This is a genomic window from Shewanella livingstonensis (assembly GCF_003855395.1).
GTDB classification, from domain to species: domain Bacteria; phylum Pseudomonadota; class Gammaproteobacteria; order Enterobacterales; family Shewanellaceae; genus Shewanella; species Shewanella livingstonensis.
The window spans coordinates 2,082,256-2,101,086 of sequence record NZ_CP034015.1 but is presented as its reverse complement, the minus strand read 5'-3'; the positions used below and the strand labels follow the sequence as shown (position 1 = coordinate 2,101,086).

General features: G+C 40.8%; 17 protein-coding genes. 2 read left to right on the top strand and 15 right to left on the bottom strand.

Features of this window, described 5'->3' with window-relative positions; all coding sequences use genetic code 11:
- Positions 1–109: 109 nt before the first annotated feature.
- From dnaX to EGC82_RS09020, 6 genes are all read right to left on the bottom strand, one after another.
- Positions 110–2,983: a DNA polymerase III subunit gamma/tau gene (dnaX, locus tag EGC82_RS09050; protein ID WP_124730463.1), complete on the bottom strand. Its 2,874-nt coding sequence runs from the start codon at positions 2,981–2,983 to the stop codon at positions 110–112.
- Between the two features lie 149 nt (positions 2,984–3,132).
- Positions 3,133–3,684 carry an adenine phosphoribosyltransferase gene (apt, locus tag EGC82_RS09045; protein ID WP_124732611.1) on the bottom strand — a complete coding sequence of 184 codons (552 nt, stop codon included), beginning with the start codon at positions 3,682–3,684 and terminating at the stop codon, positions 3,133–3,135.
- A gap of 134 nt (positions 3,685–3,818) precedes the next feature.
- Entirely contained in the window at positions 3,819–4,184 is a 366-nt protein-coding gene (locus EGC82_RS09040) for a YbaN family protein (RefSeq protein WP_124730462.1), read from the bottom strand.
- Positions 4,185–4,558: 374 nt separating this feature from the next.
- A complete protein-coding gene (locus EGC82_RS09030; protein ID WP_124730461.1) occupies positions 4,559–5,323 on the bottom strand; it encodes an HvfC family RiPP maturation protein in 765 nt (254 codons plus the stop codon).
- Positions 5,323–6,186, bottom strand: coding sequence for an HvfB family MNIO-type RiPP peptide maturase (locus EGC82_RS09025; RefSeq protein WP_124730460.1), 864 nt, complete (start codon positions 6,184–6,186; stop codon positions 5,323–5,325). Before EGC82_RS09025 ends, EGC82_RS09030 begins: the two co-directional genes overlap by 1 nt.
- A gap of 128 nt (positions 6,187–6,314) precedes the next feature.
- A complete protein-coding gene (locus EGC82_RS09020; protein ID WP_124730459.1) occupies positions 6,315–6,797 on the bottom strand; it encodes an HvfA family oxazolone/thioamide-modified RiPP metallophore in 483 nt (160 codons plus the stop codon).
- 328 nt (positions 6,798–7,125) lie between these two features.
- On the opposite strand from EGC82_RS09020, the gene EGC82_RS09015 reads away from it, so the two are divergent.
- Positions 7,126–8,070 (top strand): tRNA-dihydrouridine synthase, encoded by a 945-nt coding sequence (locus EGC82_RS09015; RefSeq protein ID WP_124730458.1) that lies wholly within the window; start codon positions 7,126–7,128, stop codon positions 8,068–8,070.
- Between the two features lie 332 nt (positions 8,071–8,402).
- Positions 8,403–8,774, top strand: a complete 372-nt coding sequence (locus EGC82_RS09010; protein ID WP_244212560.1) for a TraR/DksA C4-type zinc finger protein — start codon at positions 8,403–8,405, stop codon at positions 8,772–8,774.
- A gap of 123 nt (positions 8,775–8,897) precedes the next feature.
- Here EGC82_RS09010 and EGC82_RS09005 read toward each other — a convergent pair whose 3' ends face one another.
- The 9 genes from EGC82_RS09005 to EGC82_RS08965 form a co-directional block, all read right to left on the bottom strand.
- Positions 8,898–11,426 (bottom strand): TonB-dependent receptor plug domain-containing protein, encoded by a 2,529-nt coding sequence (locus EGC82_RS09005; RefSeq protein ID WP_124730457.1) that lies wholly within the window; start codon positions 11,424–11,426, stop codon positions 8,898–8,900.
- An 806-nt stretch (positions 11,427–12,232) separates the two neighbouring features.
- Positions 12,233–12,664 carry a nucleoside-diphosphate kinase gene (ndk, locus tag EGC82_RS09000; RefSeq protein ID WP_124730456.1) on the bottom strand — a complete coding sequence of 144 codons (432 nt, stop codon included), beginning with the start codon at positions 12,662–12,664 and terminating at the stop codon, positions 12,233–12,235.
- A 177-nt stretch (positions 12,665–12,841) separates the two neighbouring features.
- Positions 12,842–13,738: a 30S ribosomal protein S6--L-glutamate ligase gene (rimK, locus tag EGC82_RS08995; RefSeq protein ID WP_124730455.1), complete on the bottom strand. Its 897-nt coding sequence runs from the start codon at positions 13,736–13,738 to the stop codon at positions 12,842–12,844.
- 171 nt (positions 13,739–13,909) lie between these two features.
- Complete coding sequence (fdx, locus tag EGC82_RS08990; RefSeq protein ID WP_124730454.1) at positions 13,910–14,245, bottom strand: ISC system 2Fe-2S type ferredoxin; 336 nt, start codon at positions 14,243–14,245, stop codon at positions 13,910–13,912.
- A gap of 8 nt (positions 14,246–14,253) precedes the next feature.
- Positions 14,254–16,113 (bottom strand): Fe-S protein assembly chaperone HscA, encoded by a 1,860-nt coding sequence (hscA, locus tag EGC82_RS08985; RefSeq protein WP_124730453.1) that lies wholly within the window; start codon positions 16,111–16,113, stop codon positions 14,254–14,256.
- A gap of 68 nt (positions 16,114–16,181) precedes the next feature.
- Positions 16,182–16,706, bottom strand: coding sequence for a co-chaperone HscB (hscB, locus tag EGC82_RS08980; protein WP_124730452.1), 525 nt, complete (start codon positions 16,704–16,706; stop codon positions 16,182–16,184).
- 55 nt (positions 16,707–16,761) lie between these two features.
- The gene (iscA, locus tag EGC82_RS08975; RefSeq protein ID WP_011637876.1) at positions 16,762–17,085 is read right to left on the bottom strand and encodes an iron-sulfur cluster assembly protein IscA; all 324 of its coding nucleotides are present in this window, start codon (positions 17,083–17,085) and stop codon (positions 16,762–16,764) included.
- 14 nt (positions 17,086–17,099) lie between these two features.
- On the bottom strand, positions 17,100–17,483 hold the full coding sequence (gene iscU / locus EGC82_RS08970; protein ID WP_011637877.1) for a Fe-S cluster assembly scaffold IscU: 384 nt from the start codon (positions 17,481–17,483) through the stop codon (positions 17,100–17,102).
- Between the two features lie 72 nt (positions 17,484–17,555).
- Positions 17,556–18,770: an IscS subfamily cysteine desulfurase gene (locus EGC82_RS08965; protein WP_124730451.1), complete on the bottom strand. Its 1,215-nt coding sequence runs from the start codon at positions 18,768–18,770 to the stop codon at positions 17,556–17,558.
- Positions 18,771–18,831: the final 61 nt, after the last annotated feature.

Genomic DNA, 18,831 nt, shown 5'->3' with positions numbered 1-18,831 from the left:
CGCCATAATGACGCTAATCTTACTGAAATAAAATTGATTGGCAATCTTGCCGATACATTTTTGAGATGAAGATATATTCATCTCAAGCTAAATCGCCATGTTTGTTTATTTATGAAGCATTAATCAAAGCAATATCTTGCGCTATTTGCCCTAGTTGCTCCGATGGATATTCAATGCTATCACTGTCTAACTGCGCCGATAAATGTTGTATCATCCACTGTACTTTATCATCAACTAAAATAGACTGTTGTGCTTGTGCTATGAGTTCGCGATGAAAACGCTTACGTAACTCAAGCGGAGTTTCTCGTTTTGGCACAATCCCAATCTGGATCTGCACTTGAGTGGGTTGCTCAAGATAGTCAGTTAATGCCACTTGTAATTGATCAATAGCAGTTTGTGCTGACAAATGCTTTTGATCTGGTTTTAACACCAATATTACTGGATTAGTCAATGCTGAGCACACTGAGTTCACCCCTAATTGTCGCACTCGGCCGCCCACAGACACATTGGTCATCACTTTATACCAGTGCAAATCAACCTCGTCGCCTTGAATGCTATGTGGCTCAAACTTGGCCACTGCAGGCAATTGAGTCAATGTTGGCTCTGCACTGAGTGGATTAGCCGTTAATGAACGGGTTATTTTTGCATTTGCAGAGAGTTGATTATCGATCGGGTGACTGACAGAACTCGGCTGCTCAATCGTGGCTTCAACTACAGGTTTATTTTCCTGATTGTTCGCTGTAAAGGCATTAACTTGCTCACCAGCTTTGGGGGCAACCCAGGGCGGTCTATCATACTCGGCCAGGATCGGAGTGTTATTGGTTTCACTGGCCAAGGTCGGTAACGTAGCATTGATCTTAGGTGCACTATATTCAGGTGCGTTAGAGACAGTGTGCGACTCATCAGCGTTGACTAGTGGCAAGGTGGCAGATTTAATGACTCTTGACGTCACCGTTTTTGTCGCTTCTTTTTTAGCAAGTTCTTCTTTTTGCTGTAACGCCCCAACATCAGCAATAAGAGAATCACGGCTGGCGAGAACTTCATCAAGAAAGTCATCTAGATTATCTTCGGTGCTACTGACATCTGGGTAAATACTATTGTCAGCATTGTCATTTATATTGTCACTGGAGTCATCATTGCCTTGACGAGACTCTGTCTGCTCAGAAATAGAGCCTGTAGCAACATTAATATTATTGGCTTCAGGAGTCTCATTTAAAGCCGAAAACGCAATATATTCATCGTGATCAGATGGTTGATATTCTATGGATGCTTCATCAGACACGTCATAATCCATAAAAGAGTAGGCATCTAATGAACTATTTTCTGCACTATCATTCGATTGACGATCAGTTACTGCACTTGTATGACTCGACGTTAATGTCTGTTGTTCAGCAACCGCTTCTGATGCTGTAATATCATTTTTTGCTTCTTCAGTACTAATACTCGTTGTTTGTGCGTCAGCTTCAGCGCTAATAGTAACATTATCAACGGTTGTACGATGAAATATACCTGCATCAGTCTCATCGTCTGTAACATGACTTACATCGTGTGCAACATCATTACGGGTAACCCCGCTAATACTATCTATAGCCTGCTTATCAGCATTTTGGGGCATTGATGAATTAAAGCCTAAGCTTTGCGCTTGGTCTAATAATAAAGTTTGCTCGGCAACTAATGTTGCAGCAACGTCTTCATCATCGAAAAAGTCATCCGTTTCGGCCTCAGAACCCGTAATAGCTGCTTCTGCTTGAATAGCGAATGTCGCTAACTCTTTGTCAGCTAGAGGCTGGGTATCAGACTTTGGGCCTGTTTCAATGACCTCTTGCGCGGGAGGTGATGAATGATCAATAACGCTTAAATCAATATCTGCGGCAGTAGTGGTTACCCAACGTTTGACTTGTTTTTCTGGTGTAAACGCAACCGCGCGAAGTAAAGCCATTTCTAAGCCGGATTTAGGGTCAGGAGCAAAAGCTAAATCTTTACGGCCATTCAATAACATTTGATAATATAGCTGTACTTGTTCAGGCCCTAATTGCTGTGCGAATGCTAAAATTTGCTCACTGAATAACGATTGTTGCGCAGCCGCTGGCGCAAACTGAGTTAAGGTAATTTGATGCAGTAATTCTAATAAACTGCGCAGTACTTCTTCAGCATCAGCACCAAAGGCTAATACTTTTGCCACCGTTTGCATTAACGGCCCAACGTCGGCATCACACAAGGCTTTTAATAATGCGAGCACATGTTGCTCATCAATACTGCCCAGCATGGTTTGTACTTGTGTCAACATCACCTGACCACTGCCAAAGGCTATTGCTTGATCAGTTAAACTGAGTGCATCACGCATACTGCCATTAGCCGCTTTAGCTAATAATTTCAGTGCTTGTTGCTCAAAAGGTAATTGCTCTTGGGTGATGACATATTCAAGTTGTTTGCTAATTTCGTCTTGCGACAAACTTTTCAAATTAAACTGTAAACAACGAGATAACACAGTAACAGGCAGTTTATGCGGATCGGTAGTCGCCAGTAAAAACTTAACGTGTTCTGGAGGCTCTTCTAAGGTTTTTAGCAGTGCGTTAAAACTGCTACGCGACAACATATGTACTTCGTCAATTAAGTACACTTTAAAACGGCCACGGGAAGGACGATATTGCACATTGTCTAGGAGTTCGCGGGTATCATCGACTTTGGTACGCGACGCAGCATCGACTTCAATTAAATCAACAAATCGACCTTGAGCAATTTCAATACAACTAGAACATTCACCACATGGGGTCGCTGTCACGCCGGTCTCACAGTTGAGACCTTTAGCAAATAAACGCGCCAAACTGGTTTTACCTACACCACGTGTGCCGGTAAACAGGTAAGCATGATGTAAACGTTGCTGGCTCAATGCATTGGTTAATGCCATTAATACATGGGATTGACCAACCATTTGTTCAAATTTGGCTGGACGCCATTTGCGGGCGAGTACTTGGTAAGACATGAGATTCCCCACACGGAGCTATCGGGAGTAATCCCTTTAAAGGGGTTAACAATAACATGCCAAGGGCTGGCATGCTATTGTTGAGCAAGCATTTGATAGCGCATAATGCAGTTAACTGCCTAATAAAATAGCAGTTTATTTTACTATGATTACTCGCCGTCAAACTCGCATAAACTTAATACTTCAATTCCCATTCCTTGTAAGCGTTTTTCTCCACCAATTTCTGGTAATGAGATAACAAATGCAGCATGGCTCACTTGACCGCCTAATTGACGAATAAGCTTTACAGTGGCTTCAATCGTGCCACCCGTTGCAAGTAAGTCATCAATAACCAGTACTTTATCATTGGCATTAATCGCATCGACATGAATTTCTAAGGTATCTTTACCGTATTCTAATTCATAGGTCTGGCTAATCGTTTCACGTGGTAATTTACCTGGTTTACGCACCGGCACAAAACCAACACCTAGTTCAAGTGCTAATGGCGCACCAAATAAGAAACCACGCGCTTCGGTACCGACCACTTTAGTGAAGCCTTTTGATTGATAATGAGCCACTAAAATAGCAATAGTCGCTTTATAAGCTTCTGCGTTTTCTAATAAACTGGTCACATCACGGAACATAATGCCTGGTTTTGGATAATCAGGAATGGTTTTAATGCTCTGCTTAATAAGCGCTAAACTGTCTTGGTTCATCATAATTTTAGTTAACTCTGTATAAAAGTGATTACGCAATAAAAAAGTCCACGTTACGGGTGGACTCTGGTAAAAATACTAATGTGATCTTATGCCCGTTTAATCACAGTTGCAACAAGCTTGCATTAACTGGCAGTTTATTATTCTAACTCTGGGATCCGCCACAAGAAAAATAATAATACGAACATCATACACAGCAGCATAATTTTCACCCAAACTATTGGCACAATAATAATACTCACCATAAAGCTAAGGCAACTCATTAACATGGCTTTTTGCTTTAATGGTCGACTTAATGCTCGTTTCGATTGCCACTGATTAATACCTTCAGCAAACCAAGGATGAGTAACTAACCAATGGTGAAGTCGATCATTAGAGCGGGCAAAACAAAATGCTGCCAGGAGAATAAATGGCACTGTCGGTAATAAAGGCAATGCAATGCCAATTAAGCCTAGAGCAAGACTGCACAAACCGATAATCAGAAAAAAACCGCGTTTTACCGCCATAACCGTCCTCGCAATAAATAAAAAACCACTCTATAAGAGTGGTTTATTAAGACGATATCATGACAGGTTAACCTGAAGTAAGCGTTAAATTAATCCTGTTGCTTTTAACCATGAAAGACTCGCTGGTAATGTTGGGATTAATAAAACCAAAATAAAACCGATAAAATAAAAAATGTTAAACGGGTCTTTGAAAGGCTGACTCATGATTATTCCTACATTAAGATGGTGTTGTAACTGCAATCGCTTACATCTTTCATCCGTTATGATGAGTCAACTTTACGGTTAACTTAACGAATATAGGCGTGAGGCTTATCGCAAAAAGTGGCTTATTTTAGACCTATATCCACAAAATAAAAACCTTAAATTTAATAAGACTATTCTGTATCAAGTGACGAAATAATAATGCCCTTTTGAGCCAACTGTTGTAATAAAGGTAAACAACCTGACAACAAAGTTTTACTGAGCATTTGTGGATAATGCTCACTTAACCAAATAATAATTGCATCCACGGTAACACTTTGTTGCGAATAGCTCATTTGTTCAATGTAAGCCAATACTTGAGCACTTAACGGTGTCAGTTGCAAAAATGCCACCTCGTCAGTTAGCTCTCTAAATACACAGAAAAAGTGTGCTTGCGGTGTAGGTTTAATCGGCTGGTAATCAATACTAATATGTTGAACATCAAAAGCATATTGCGCTACTCTGGCACAAGCCGCTAGACATAATCTGTGTTGGCTTAGCTCGGTAATATTGATCAATTGAGCCGTTGGCGTGTCAGGGGCAACGGCTACACATAATTCTAGCCATTCATAGTGCGCTAACTGCAACATAAAAACAGGATCATCTTCTGTCATCTGGTATTCATGTTGTAAAAACGCTAAAAACTCACCGGCAATTTCAACAAATATTGGTGTCTTACAATCGTGGCTTACAAAAAATTGTTGTACTAAGGCCTGCCATTGGTCGTCCTGATATACACTTTTCAACACCGGAAACGCACTCGACACAAAACCTGCAATATTATTAAAAAATAATTCTCGATAGATTTTCATACGTCTAGGCTCAATCCCCTCGGGCAATGGCAAACGAGGATCACGGATATAGTCCATAAATTGTTGTTGTACTTCAATGAAATCCATTATGCCTTCCTCAATGATGACTGTTGAGCTAATGCATTTTGTTGATACTGATGGATTTTATTAATTTCATTTAACAAGATTTCAGTTTTAGGAATATTAAAATCACGCTCTAGCAATGTTGGGTGCACGCCATGTAATTGATAACACTGCTGTAATAAAGACCACACAGGATCGATAACATCGGCACCGTGAGTATCCACCATTAAATCAACGTCTTCTTGGTAGTGTCCAGCAATATGTAAATATTCAATTCGCTCGGTTGGCATGGCGGCCAAAAAGGCACTGGCATCGTATTGATGGTTAATCGAGTTAACATAGATATTATTCACATCAAGTAGCAGTTTACAGTCAGCTTCCTGTAAAACAGCATTAACAAACTCGACCTCGCTCATTTGTGCACCGGGAGCAGCATAAAAAGAAACATTCTCTAAAATAAATGGTCGCTCAAGTATGTCTTCAACCTGCTTGATTCTTTTTGCTGTATGGATTACCGCGTCATCGGTAAATGGGATAGGCATAAGATCGTACATATGCCCCGTTCCGGAACAATAACTTAAGTGTTCTGAATAAATATTAATATTATGACGGTCTAAAAAGTGTTTTATATTTTGAACGAACGAAATATCTAATGCTTGTGGACTGCCAATAGACAATGATAACCCATGACAAAAAAAAGTATGCTGCTCGGTTAATTGTGTAAACTGGCGGCCAAACTTACCACCTAATGTCATCCAATTTTCAGGCGCAACCTCAAAAAACTCAATTGCTGATGGTACATGCTGGCAAAATTCATCCAGCATTTCGCGACGAAGCCCTAACCCAACCTTGGCCGGATCAAGAAAATTGTGATGCTGAATAGACATAATGCGTCCTTTAACCGTAAAAAATAGATAAAATTAAGGCCTGATTATCAGGCCTTAGTTGCAGTAAATAACATAAATTAAGATAGTATCAAAAGACAGTAGTCAATTATTCTGACCACATATTTACCTTACTTTATTTCAACAGATTTTTTCATCTCTTCTGCTGCTTTGTCAGCTGATTTTTTCATGTCGCCGCCGCACTTGCCTTCGCCACATTTACCTTCAACTGCTTTTTCGGCTGACTTTTTCATATCGCCGCCGCACTTACCTTCGCCACATTTACCTTCAACTGCTTTTTCGGCTGACTTTTTCATGTCGCCGCCGCACTTGCCTTCGCCACATTTACCTTCAACTGCTTTTTCGGCTGACTTTTTCATGTCGCCGCCGCACTTGCCTTCGCCACATTTACCTTCAGCTGCTTTTTCGGCTGACTTTTTCATGTCGCCGCCGCACTTGCCTTCACCACATTTGCCTTCTCCGCCATCAATTTGATAACCAGAAGTTAATTGTTGAAAACCAAATGGGTTAGCTTCTACTTGAGCAGAAAAGCCTGCAGTCATTACAACAGAACCTAATGCAACCGCTAAAGTAGTTTGTTTGATTGAATTCATAATAATTATCTTCCTATATCTTTATTGTGTAGGGTGACCAACATCATTGCCGGCTTGGTTAAAGAGACCTGCTGTCAGTAAATTTTATTGCAAAAAAATTAAAAAAATGTGAAAAATATCTATTTATTTAACACAAATACTTGCTAGGCAAGCCTCAAAACTAATGCCACCTACATTTAACATAAATACAACAAAAGTGCTATCAATATGATTATTAGCAAGAATTTGTTTAGTTAATCGACAAAAGAACTCGTATCGTAATTTAGTACTGATATCAAATAATAAACACGCTAAAATAGCGCACTTTTGAGTTCAGCAAGGTGTACTTGTGCGCGTTATTTTAGCTCCAATGGAAGGTGTGGTTGATGACCATATGCGTGAAATATTATCTGCCATCAATCCATTTGACCTGGTTGTGACTGAATTTGTCAGGGTCGTCAATCAACTCATACCAGATAAAGTGTTCTATAAATTGTGCCCTGAGCTACTTCATCAAGGGCTAACCGCATCAGGAACACCTGTACGTGTTCAGCTGTTAGGTCAAGAACCAGAGTGGATGGCACAAAATGCCATCAGAGCCATAGAGCTAGGCTCAAATGGTGTTGATGCAAATTTTGGTTGCCCAGCTAAAACTGTCAATAAAAGCAAAGGCGGCGCAGTATTACTGCAATATCCTGAGAATATTTATAATATCGTCAAAGCCATGCGTGATGCCGTACCTGTAGAGCACCCAGTAACCGCTAAAATCCGTTTAGGTTATGAGGATAAGTCGTTATTTATGGAAAATGCTTTAGCTGTATATGAAGCAGGTGCAACAGAGCTCGCTATCCATGCTCGCAGTAAAACTGACGGTTATAAGCCTCCAGCATATTGGGAATATATTACTGAAGTCAAAAAGCGCCTGCCAATTCCTGTTATCGCTAACGGAGAGATTTGGAATGCCGCTGATGCTCACAGATGCATGGATGTCACTGGCTGTGACAGTATAATGATTGGTCGAGGAGCCATATCGCTGCCTAATCTAGGCGATACCATCAAAACGGGTGCGACGCCATTTAGTTGGCTACAAACCTTAAGCTTACTTATGGCCTATACCGACAAAGAACTTAATGGGCGTAAGTCTGACTATTATCCTTCACGTATAAAACAATGGTTTAGCTACTTGAATCGTCAATATCCCGAAGCGGATGCTCTATTTAGAGAGCTAAGAGTGTTCAAAACAACTGAAGAAATCGTTAAGGTTCTACAGCATGCTCACAGGTCGCTTATATAAGCTTGCAACAACACACCAACTGTATACCTAGGCTTAAATTAACCTTGTTGATAATGTGTCATCAAGGTTATATACCCTGTTAATCCTATTCAATAGTAAACATTTCCTAGCCTACCATCGACAGTGATTCAGTGACCATGTTGACGCCGCAATCAACCCTAGCTTAACGCCCAGACAGACAATAATGAATGTTAACATGAATAAAAGTTAAATTATGATTCATGTTTTTATCGTAGAAATCTTATCCTGAATTGATCTTAGTCATAACGTCTGCTTTATTTGTGCCTAAAATAGGATTTCTACATTAGCATAGTCAGTTAAGGTTATCTCAGTTGCACAACACTCAGGACAAACAGCAAAAACTTCAACAACTCGAACTTATTTTGAGATATGAGTTAATGCGACTTATAAGGGATTCATTAAATGCTACTGAAGTTGCTCATATTTCGATGGAAACCCCTCTTGGAAAAGTGATTGACTACTTACCACAAGTAAAACTAATCAATACTGATATTTTCACTAAGTTCATGAAGCTAGATGCTGCTTACTGCCAGCTTGAATTGGGTTTATATGGTCTTTGTTCAGATTGTGAAATAGACATAGAGCCGCCCCGCTTAATCGCCGATCCGACCGAACAACGTTGTACAGACTGTGAACAGAAATTCCGTCGAGAACATCGACATGAATTACGCTTAAATCACTAATCACTCTATTATCGAATTAGTATTATCCAATAAAAAAGGCCTACAAGAATGTAGGCCTTTTCGTATCAGACAGTGTAATGGTCACACTGTCTTATGTTCTGCTTATAATCGCTGGATGGTTATTTAGAACTTAACCGTTACGCCACCGTAGTACTGACGACCAATAGTGTCATACACTTCTGGTACAGTACCACCATCACTACCGTTAGATACGCCTGAAGGCTCTTCATCAGTGATGTTTTTCACACCAGCACTTAAGCTAATCATGTCAGACACATAATAAGTACCAGCTAAGTTGTGATACAGAATCGCATCCACTTTATCGCCTGTATTTAGGTCGTCCATTTCACCAATGTAACGGTTGAAGTAGTTAACACTCCAGCTGTCTTGACCGGCTTGAATACTGAAGTTGTTACGAACTTCAGCATACGCACCAAAGTTACCGTCAATCTTGTTAGTGTAATCATTGTCTTCTTGTTCGAAGTTCAACAAATACGTAGTATCATTGCTGATTTTCCAATCTAGAGATAATGCTTCAAAGTTATACGCTAAGTTGAAGTCTACACCACTAGTGTCTTGGCTACCTACGTTGGTTAACGAGTTAGTTAAGTTAGACAAATCACCATTTGAACCAATATTAAAGGTTTCACATGCTGCAGCAGATGCATTCGCGAAACACTCAGTTAGGCCAGCTTGAACGTCTAAACGGGTAATAGCGTTACTCACTTTAAAACGCCAGTAATCTAGGGTTAATGATAAACCTTCAACATAGCTTGGTGAATACACAATACCAGCAGTGTAAGAGTCTGACTCTTCAGCTTTTAGATCATCATCAGAAGTATAACGAACTAGAATCTGTGGATCTTGTGCATTTCCCCAAGGATCATCTAAGTAGTCGTAAGAACCAGTATCACCACCAAATAACTCGCTGATACTAGGCGCGCGGAAACCAGTTGCAGCAACACCACGAAGCATTACATCATCAGTGGCTTCATACGTTAAACCGACTTTCCACGTTGACGCTTTACCAAATGTTGAATAATCGTCATAACGCAGTGCAAATTCACCGGTTAATTTTTCAGTAAAAGGAACACTGACTTCTTGGAATACAGACATAACATTATAGTTACCATCTGTAGGATCTTGTTGTGCAGCAGTGCTATCGCCAGCAACGGTTACTGGGTCAGGATTAAAATAACCGCTTTCATAACGGTATTCAGCACCAATAGCAAAGGCAACAGCACCCGCACTTACGTCAAACAATTCACCTGTTAAACCAGCAGAAACAACATGTTGCTCATTACCGCCATCAGAATTGTCAGTAAAGCTAATGTCATTAACAATTTCACCTGTTAATGGAACACCTGTGAACCATGCATCTTGGTTAGCATAAACAGATTGCTTAAGATTAGTGGCATTGATTGAGTTCTCTACTTTAGAATCTGCCTTATTTTTACCATAGGTATAAGCAACATCCCAGTTCATACCAGTGTTAATATCAACTTCACCGGCAAGACCGGCAGATAGACGTAATGTATCAGTATCTTGAGAATACATACGTGGACCGGCATCAGTAGTACGGCGACGATAATTAACTCGTCCTGTATCATCGGCAGCAATGCCGCCAGTTGTCATTGCTTGATCAACTGTAATACATGCTGCACCAGCAGCAACGCCTGGAGCGCCACATACATTTAGCATAACGTCAGCAGGTTGTGGTGCTAATTGCTGATCAGACTTACGTTTGGTGTAGAGTGCATCACCAGTTAACACTAAATTATTATCTAGCTCTTGGACCATGTTAGCAAACAAGCTGTAACGCTCGCTTGGTGTTTGATAATAGCTGCTAGTGGTGTAATCATAACCAGTAGAGCGAGCAACCCATTCTCCAGCGTCATTGCGCACTTTTCCGCCTAGTGAACCAGTCGGTAAGAATGAGCTGTAGCCAGGTTCTGTCCAGCTACGATCTGACTGTATAACGCTTTCACGCTTTGAATATGCTGCACCGACAGTGTAGTTACCACCATCTGTATTAAAACCATATAAACCACTAATTTCGCCAGTATCACCATCGCTTTCGCTGGTTGTACTTCCGTTAAGGTCTAGTTGGAAACCTTCGAAATCTTTTTTGGTGATGATGTTAACGACACCAGCAATTGCATCAGAACCGTATACTGCTGAGGCGCCATCTTTCAAGATTTCAACGCGAGAGATCATCGCGACAGGGATAGAGTTCAAATCGACAGAGCTGTCAGCACCTGAACCAGAGTTAACCATACGACGGCCATTTAACAGCACAAGAGTGCGTTGAGCTCCCATACCGCGTAAGTCAACTTGTGCAACACCGCCAGCACCGTTGTTTGTGCTAGAACCAACAGCAGCGCCGGCCATTGACGTTTGAGCTTGAAGTAGTTGATCAACTGAAGTGAAACCTTCTGCTCGAATAGCTTCTGCAGAGATAATGGTAACTGGAGAAGCAGTTTCCATGTCTTGACGCTGAATACGAGAACCGGTTACTTCGATTCTTTCAACTTTCTGTTCATCGGCAGCAAATGCTGCTGAAGAAAATAAGCCTGTTGTCGCGACACTTGTTGCTGCTACCGCTAGTAAACTACGGCGAATTGCCTTAGCAGTTAATGTGACTGAACTCATGAATAAACTCCCTATAACTTGTAATAAAATAAACCAAGTCGTTATATTTTTAATTATGAATAATTGGTCAGTGCCAATTATTGAAAAACATTATTAATGAATAAAAAACCTTTAGTCAATAAGAGCAACATGTGAACAACATCACACTTAACATGTGGATGGATAATTAATTTGACTTAAACTGATCCATTTAAAATCAATCAGTTACTAGATTTAACGCTATTTATCAAGATTCTTAACATTTAAAAACGCAAATAAAAATACAAACTAAAGACTATTAATACACAAGTAGATCCACAAGGTTAAACAAAAAACAAACATTGTTAACAATTTAAAGTCAATCGATCATAAAATGCATCAAAAATTAATTCGTAATTTTTTTTAAAAAAAATTTTAATTGTTGTAAAAAACATCAGAATGACATTTCAAAATTACTGAGTATTTATTCAGAAAATTACTTATTCGTATTTTTTTAGGCTGATTTTATTCAAAACAGCTCTAATATTGCCTCTAATAGATACCATCGTTTGGATCACAACAAAAATAAAATTGTTTATATAGCAGACAGAAATCTTCAACTTGGTGAAGAATGCATGGGCTATGTTAAGCAAAGTATTAATACTCAGTTTAGCGGCTAAATGTTAACAACCGTAACATCCCAAGGTTGCAATATTAATCGTAAGTATTAATCACCAATGCTTAGACTCATCGGCTTTAACAACATAAATCATAAGAGAACATTCATCTCTGAACAGCAGACACAAAAAAAGGAGCCGAAGCTCCTTTTTATCAACTTACAGTAACAATTAACGAGTGCGTGAACACACTTCATCTGCACTGAAGAAGTAAGCAATTTCACGAGCTGCTGATTCAACAGCATCAGAACCGTGAACGGCGTTTTCGTCGATGCTTGCCGCATAGTCTGCACGTAAAGTACCACGTGCAGCTTCAGCTGGGTTAGTTGCACCCATGATTTCACGGTTAGCTAGGACAGCGTTTTCGCCTTCTAACACTTGAACCACTACTGGACCAGAAGTCATGAAAGAAACTAAAGCACCAAAGAAAGGACGTGCGCTGTGCTCAGCGTAGAAACCTTCAGCTTGTTCTTTAGATAGGTGTACCATTTTAGAAGCGATGATCTTAAGACCAGCTGATTCAAAACGGTTATAAATAGCGCCAATGTGGTTTTTAGCAACTGCATCTGGCTTGATAATAGAAAATGTGCGTTCGATCGCCATAACTAGCTTCCTTAATGTGAGCAAGTTTAAAAAATTCGCGCGGATTATACGTAATTTAAACGTATATTCCTAGCCTTATCCGCTTTGGAGCTGATATTTGATCAATTCGTGGCATCATTTTTATTAACATGGCGCAATATATGCTTTAAAGATGTGCGCTATGAGTAAAGATAAATCTTACTCAGCTGACTTTACCGTCTTACCGATACTCTTTTCCATGAAGCATATTATGGCGTCGGCAACGTCTTTTTGAGTCGATTTTTCAATGCCTTCTAAGCCAGGAGAGGAATTGACTTCCATCACCACTGGACCATGATTTGAACGTAATAAATCAACCCCAGCAATATTTAACCCCATGGTTTTTGCGGCGCGAAGAGCAACTGAACGTTCCTCGGGTGATAACTTAACCAAAGTAGCACTGCCTCCACGATGTAAATTAGAGCGGAACTCACCAGGTTTGGCTTGGCGTTTCATCGCTGCTATCACTTTATCGCCAAGTACAAAGCAGCGGATGTCCGCGCCTTTTGCTTCAGCAATATATTCTTGCACCATAATGTTGGCTTTGAGCCCCATAAAGGCTTCAAGCACGCTCTCTGCTGCTTTGCGGGTCTCAGCTAATACAACTCCAATACCTTGGGTGCCTTCGAGTAACTTAACCACTAAAGGAGCACCACCGACCATATCAATTAAATCGGGGATATCGCTAGGTTTATTGGCAAAGCCAGTAATAGGTAAACCAATCCCTTGACGCGATAACAGCTGCATTGAACGCAATTTGTCTCGTGAACGGGCAATTCCAATTGAACCATTAACCGCATATACGCCCATCATTTCAAATTGGCGTAGCACTGCTGAGCCATAAAACGTGACCGATGCACCTATCCGCGGGATCACGGCATCAAAATGACCGAGATCTTTACCGGCCATATGAATGCTCGGTTTGGTCATATTGATATTCATATAACACTTTAATGGATTGATAACCTTGACTTCATGTCCTCTGGCTAATGCAGCTTCGACTAAGCGTTTAGTGGAATATAATTGCGGGCCTTGAGACAGTATTGCGATGCGCACAGAGTGCTCCAAAATAGGGATTTTCCGGCATCATACGCTGAGTTTATTTAAAATCAATGACTGGAATGAGCGCAGATAAAAAAAGAGCCAATCTTAATAGATTGACTCTTGTTAATGTGATCAACTACTCGGTATAAATTACCACGTTGAGCAGATAACGCTTAGCAAAGACTAGCCTTCGCTTACCATGTTAACGGTGTATTTAGGAATATCAATAATCATATCGCAATCGACAACTTTAGCTTGGCAAGATAAACGACTTTCAGGCTCAAGACCCCATGCTTTATCTAACATGTCATCTTCTAACTCATCACTTTCTTCAAGCTGGTCAAAGCCTTCGCGCACTATAATATGACATGTGGTACAAGCACATGACTTTTCACACGCATGTTCAATATGAATACCGTTACGCAGTGCAACGTTTAAAATGGTCTCACCCACTTCTGCTTCAAGTACAGCGCCGTCAGGACAAAGCTCTTGATGGGGTAAAAATACTAACTGTGGCATTATTTCACCTATAAGTTGTTGACCGACTGCCCTTTTAGCGCCGCTCTAATAGAATTATCCATGCGTCTTGACGCAAAATCTTGAGTTTTGTCATCGAGATTTGCAATCGCTTTCTCAATGGCCTCAATATCGTCTTGTTGTGCTACGGCACTAAGATGTGCAATCGCAACCACTAACCCTTCACGCTCTTGCTCATCGAGCAATGCAGCATCTTTAGCTAAGGCAGCATTAAGCGATTCAATCACTCGCGCAGCTTCCACTTTTTGCTCTGCTAGCATACGAAGAGTAATGTCTTCTTTAGCATATTTCATCGAATCTTTTAGCATTGTAGCTATTTCAGTATCCGATAAACCAAATGAAGGTTTAACTTGGATAGAGGTGTTAACTCCGGTGGATTTCTCCATCGCAGTAACACTCAGCAAACCATCGGCATCGACTTGGAATGTCACTCGAATATGGGCTGCGCCGGCGGCCAATGGCGGAATACCTTGTAAGGTAAAGCGGGCCAAAGAACGGCAGTCGTCAACAAGCTCTCGCTCGCCCTGTACCACATGAAATGCCATTGCTGTTTGACCGTCTTTAAAAGTGGTAAACTCCTGTGCCCGAGCAACTGGGATAGTGGTATTACGCGTAACCACTTTTTCAACCAAACCGCCCATGGTTTCAACACCTAGCGATAATGGAATAACATCTAACAATAGTAAATCTGATTCGGGCTTATTACCTACTAGAATATCAGCTTGAATAGCCGCGCCAATAGCAACCACTCGATCGGGATCGATAGCTGTTAACGGAGTTTTTTTAAAAAAGATTTCAACTTGGTCACGCACTAATGGTACTCGAGTAGACCCACCGACCATTACGGTTTCAATGACTTCATCTACGCTAACACCAGCATCACGTAAAGTACGACGACAGCTACCAATGGTTTTTTTCACCAACGCGCCGATTAACTCATTAAATAACTTTTTATCAACAGTGCAGGTTAGCGTTTTTTCACCAATAACAACGGATGCTTCAATACTGTTATTATCGGTTAATGCTTCTTTAACTCGACGCGCTTCAATCAGTAATTGTCGTGCAAGTTGATTGTTAGGCTCAGTAATATTCCACGTTGTTTGTAAATGGCTCACAAGTAGATGATCAAAATCATCTCCACCCAGAGCGGAATCGCCACCGGTAGCCAGTACCTCAAATACACCTCGATTCAAACGCAACACCGAGATATCAAAAGTGCCACCGCCAAGGTCGTAAATCGCTATCACGCCTTCTTGCTTTGAATCTAATCCATAAGCAATGGCAGCTGCAGTGGGCTCGTTAAGTAAACGTAATACTTTAACACCTAACAATTCTGCAGCATCTTTGGTACCTTGACGTTGTGCATCATCAAAATAAGCTGGCACAGTAATAACTACGCCCTCTAACTCACCACCTAATGTTTTTTCTGCTCGAGCAATTAAAGGTTTTAAGATTTCGGCGGACACTTGGATAGGATTAACATCCCCTATAGGCGTCGTAAACACCGGTAAACCGTTTTCACTCGCGTGCAATGTGTAGGGTAATCGATGCACACCAGACTGAATATCAGTCAGGCTTCTCCCCATAAAACGCTTTACAGATACGATAGTATTTTGTGGGTCTAAAGCAGATTTTTCTTGAGCGTCATAGCCAACTAGCACATTAGTATCGCCATAATGCACTACTGAAGGCAACGAATGACGTCCTTGCTCATCAGGTAAGGTCAATGCTTGTGCACTTCTTACCGCAGCAACGAGTGAGTTGGTAGTACCAAGATCAATCCCAACCGCAAGACGATGTTGGTGCGGTGCGGCGCTTTGGCCAGGTTCTGCAATTTGCAACAGTGCCATAATGTTCCAACTTGTTGTGTTATCGATTAGCCAAGCTAATCATAAATAAGATTTAGAATTTAGGAAACTCAATCGAGCAGGCCATCTTCAATACGCGCTAATTCATTATGTAATTTTGCCATAAACTTTAGCTTACGAATTTGATCAGCCGCTAGTAATGCGTCCGCATTATCATCAGTTGCCAATAACGTCACTAATTTAGCAGATAATATCGACTCAAATTCACCGAACGATTGATATAATTCATCAATTGATGACTGTGGATCGCCGCTCTGCGAAATATCTTCAAGCGCTTCACGCCACTCCATTTGCTGCATCAAAAATGCACCATCTTTTAAGGTAGTCGTTTCGTGACTTAATTCAATTCCGCGTAGGCTCAACATGTGTTCAGCACGACGTAAGGGATTTTTTAACGTTTGATAGCCATCATTAACTTGTGCAGTACGCTGAACTGATAACCGTTTTTGTTGCTCGGTATCATTAGCGAATTTATCGGGATGGACCGCCCTTTGCAGCTCGCGGTAGCGCTCTGCAAGTAAGGCGGTATCGATATCAAAGGCAGGTACTACATTAAACAGATCGAAATAATTCATGGGCAAATATCATGCTTACTGTTTGATATAAAACGGCTTAATAGGTGGATAATGGTTAAACAGTGAAACTTTCACCACAACCACATTCACCTTTTGCGTTAGGGTTATTGAACTGAAAACCTTCATTTAGGCCTTCTTTGACAAAATCAAGTTCAATACCTTGCAAATAAATGAAACTTTTAGCATCGATGATGATATTAACACCTTCGATATTATAAAGTTCATCATCGTCATTGAGATCATCAACGAACTCAATGACATATGCCATACCTGAACAACCTGATGTTCTCAACCCAAGGCGCAAACCGAGGCCTTTCCCGCGATTAGCAAGAAACGATCTAACTCGATCAGCCGCAGCGGGGGTCATTGAAATTGCCATCTTAACTCCAGGTATTACTTAGCTTGTCTGCTTTTATACTCTTCAATTGCTGCTTTAATGGCATCTTCTGCCAAAATTGAGCAATGAATCTTAACCGGCGGCAATGCTAATTCTTCGGCGATGTCAGCATTTTTAATGGTCGCTGCTTCATCAACACTTTTGCCTTTAACCCATTCGGTTACTAATGAGCTTGATGCAATTGCGCTGCCGCAACCATAAGTTTTGAATTTTGCATCTTCAATAATGCCATCAGCATTAATTTTAAGCTGCAACTTCATTACGTCACCACAAGCGGGTGCGCCAACCATACCAGTCACTACTGATGGATCGTTCTTATCAAATGAACCTACGTTACGTGGGTTTTCATAATGATCGATTACTTTTTCGCTATAAGCCATGATACTACTCCAAAATCTGTGTCGTTATCAGTTTACGATTAATGGTATTACACTGAATTTAATAGCATTAAATTAGTGATGAGCCCATTGAACTTGGTCCAAATCGATACCATCTTTGAACATTTCCCACAAAGGAGACATTTCGCGCAACTTATCGATAGATTCAGTTATCGTTTTAATAGAATGATCAATTTCTTCATCGGTAGTGAAACGACCAATAGAGAAACGAATTGAGCTATGTGCCATTTCATCATTTAAACCCAAAGCACGTAATACGTAGCTAGGCTCTAAACTTGCTGAAGTACAGGCTGAACCTGAAGAAACGGCTAAGTCTTTTAAGGCCATCATTAACGACTCGCCTTCAACAAAGTTGAAGCTAACGTTAAAAATACCGCTGTAGCGTTGCTCCATGTCGCCGTTGATATAGGTTTCTTCGATATGTTTAATACCGTTCCATAACTTGTCACGTAAACGGGTAATACGAGCGCTGTCTTCTGCCATATCTTGCTTAGCAACGACAGCCGCTTCACCTAAACCAACAATTTGATGAGTCGCTAATGTACCACTGCGCATACCGCGTTCGTGTCCACCACCGTGCATTTGCGATTCAAGACGAATACGTGGCTTACGGCGAACATATAATGCGCCGATACCTTTTGGTCCATACATTTTATGGCCAGAAATCGAAATCAAATCAACTTTGGTGGTTTGAACGTCAATTGGTATTTTGCCAGCACTTTGTGCCGCATCCATGTGGAAAAAGATGCCTTTTGAACGACACAATTCACCAATCGCATTGATATCATGAATAACACCAATTTCGTTATTAACATGCATGATGCTAACTAAAATAGTGTCATCGCGCATTGCCGCTTCTAAACGTTCCATAGGGATGATGCCGTTAGCATCAGGAACAAGGTAAGTGACTTCATAACCTTCACGTTCTAACTGACGACAAGTGTCTAACGTTGCTTTATGTTCAGTTTTACTGGTGATGATGTGCTTGCCCTTTTTATGATAAAAGTGGGCAATACCCTTAATCGCAAGGTTGCTTGATTCTGTCGCACCTGAGGTAAAGACAATTTCACGGTGATCAGCGTTAATTAAATCAGCAACTTGATTACGGGCGACATCAACCGCCTCCTCAGCTTGCCAACCATAACGGTGTGAACGAGATGCAGGGTTACCAAACACGCCGTCCATTGTCATGTGTTGCATCATCTTTTCTGCAACCCGTTTGTCTACAGGGGTTGTTGCGGCGTAATCTAAATAGATAGGAAGCTTCATAATACACTCCGTACTCAGCAGACTCATATGAGGCTACGTACAACGTACAAATAATAATTAT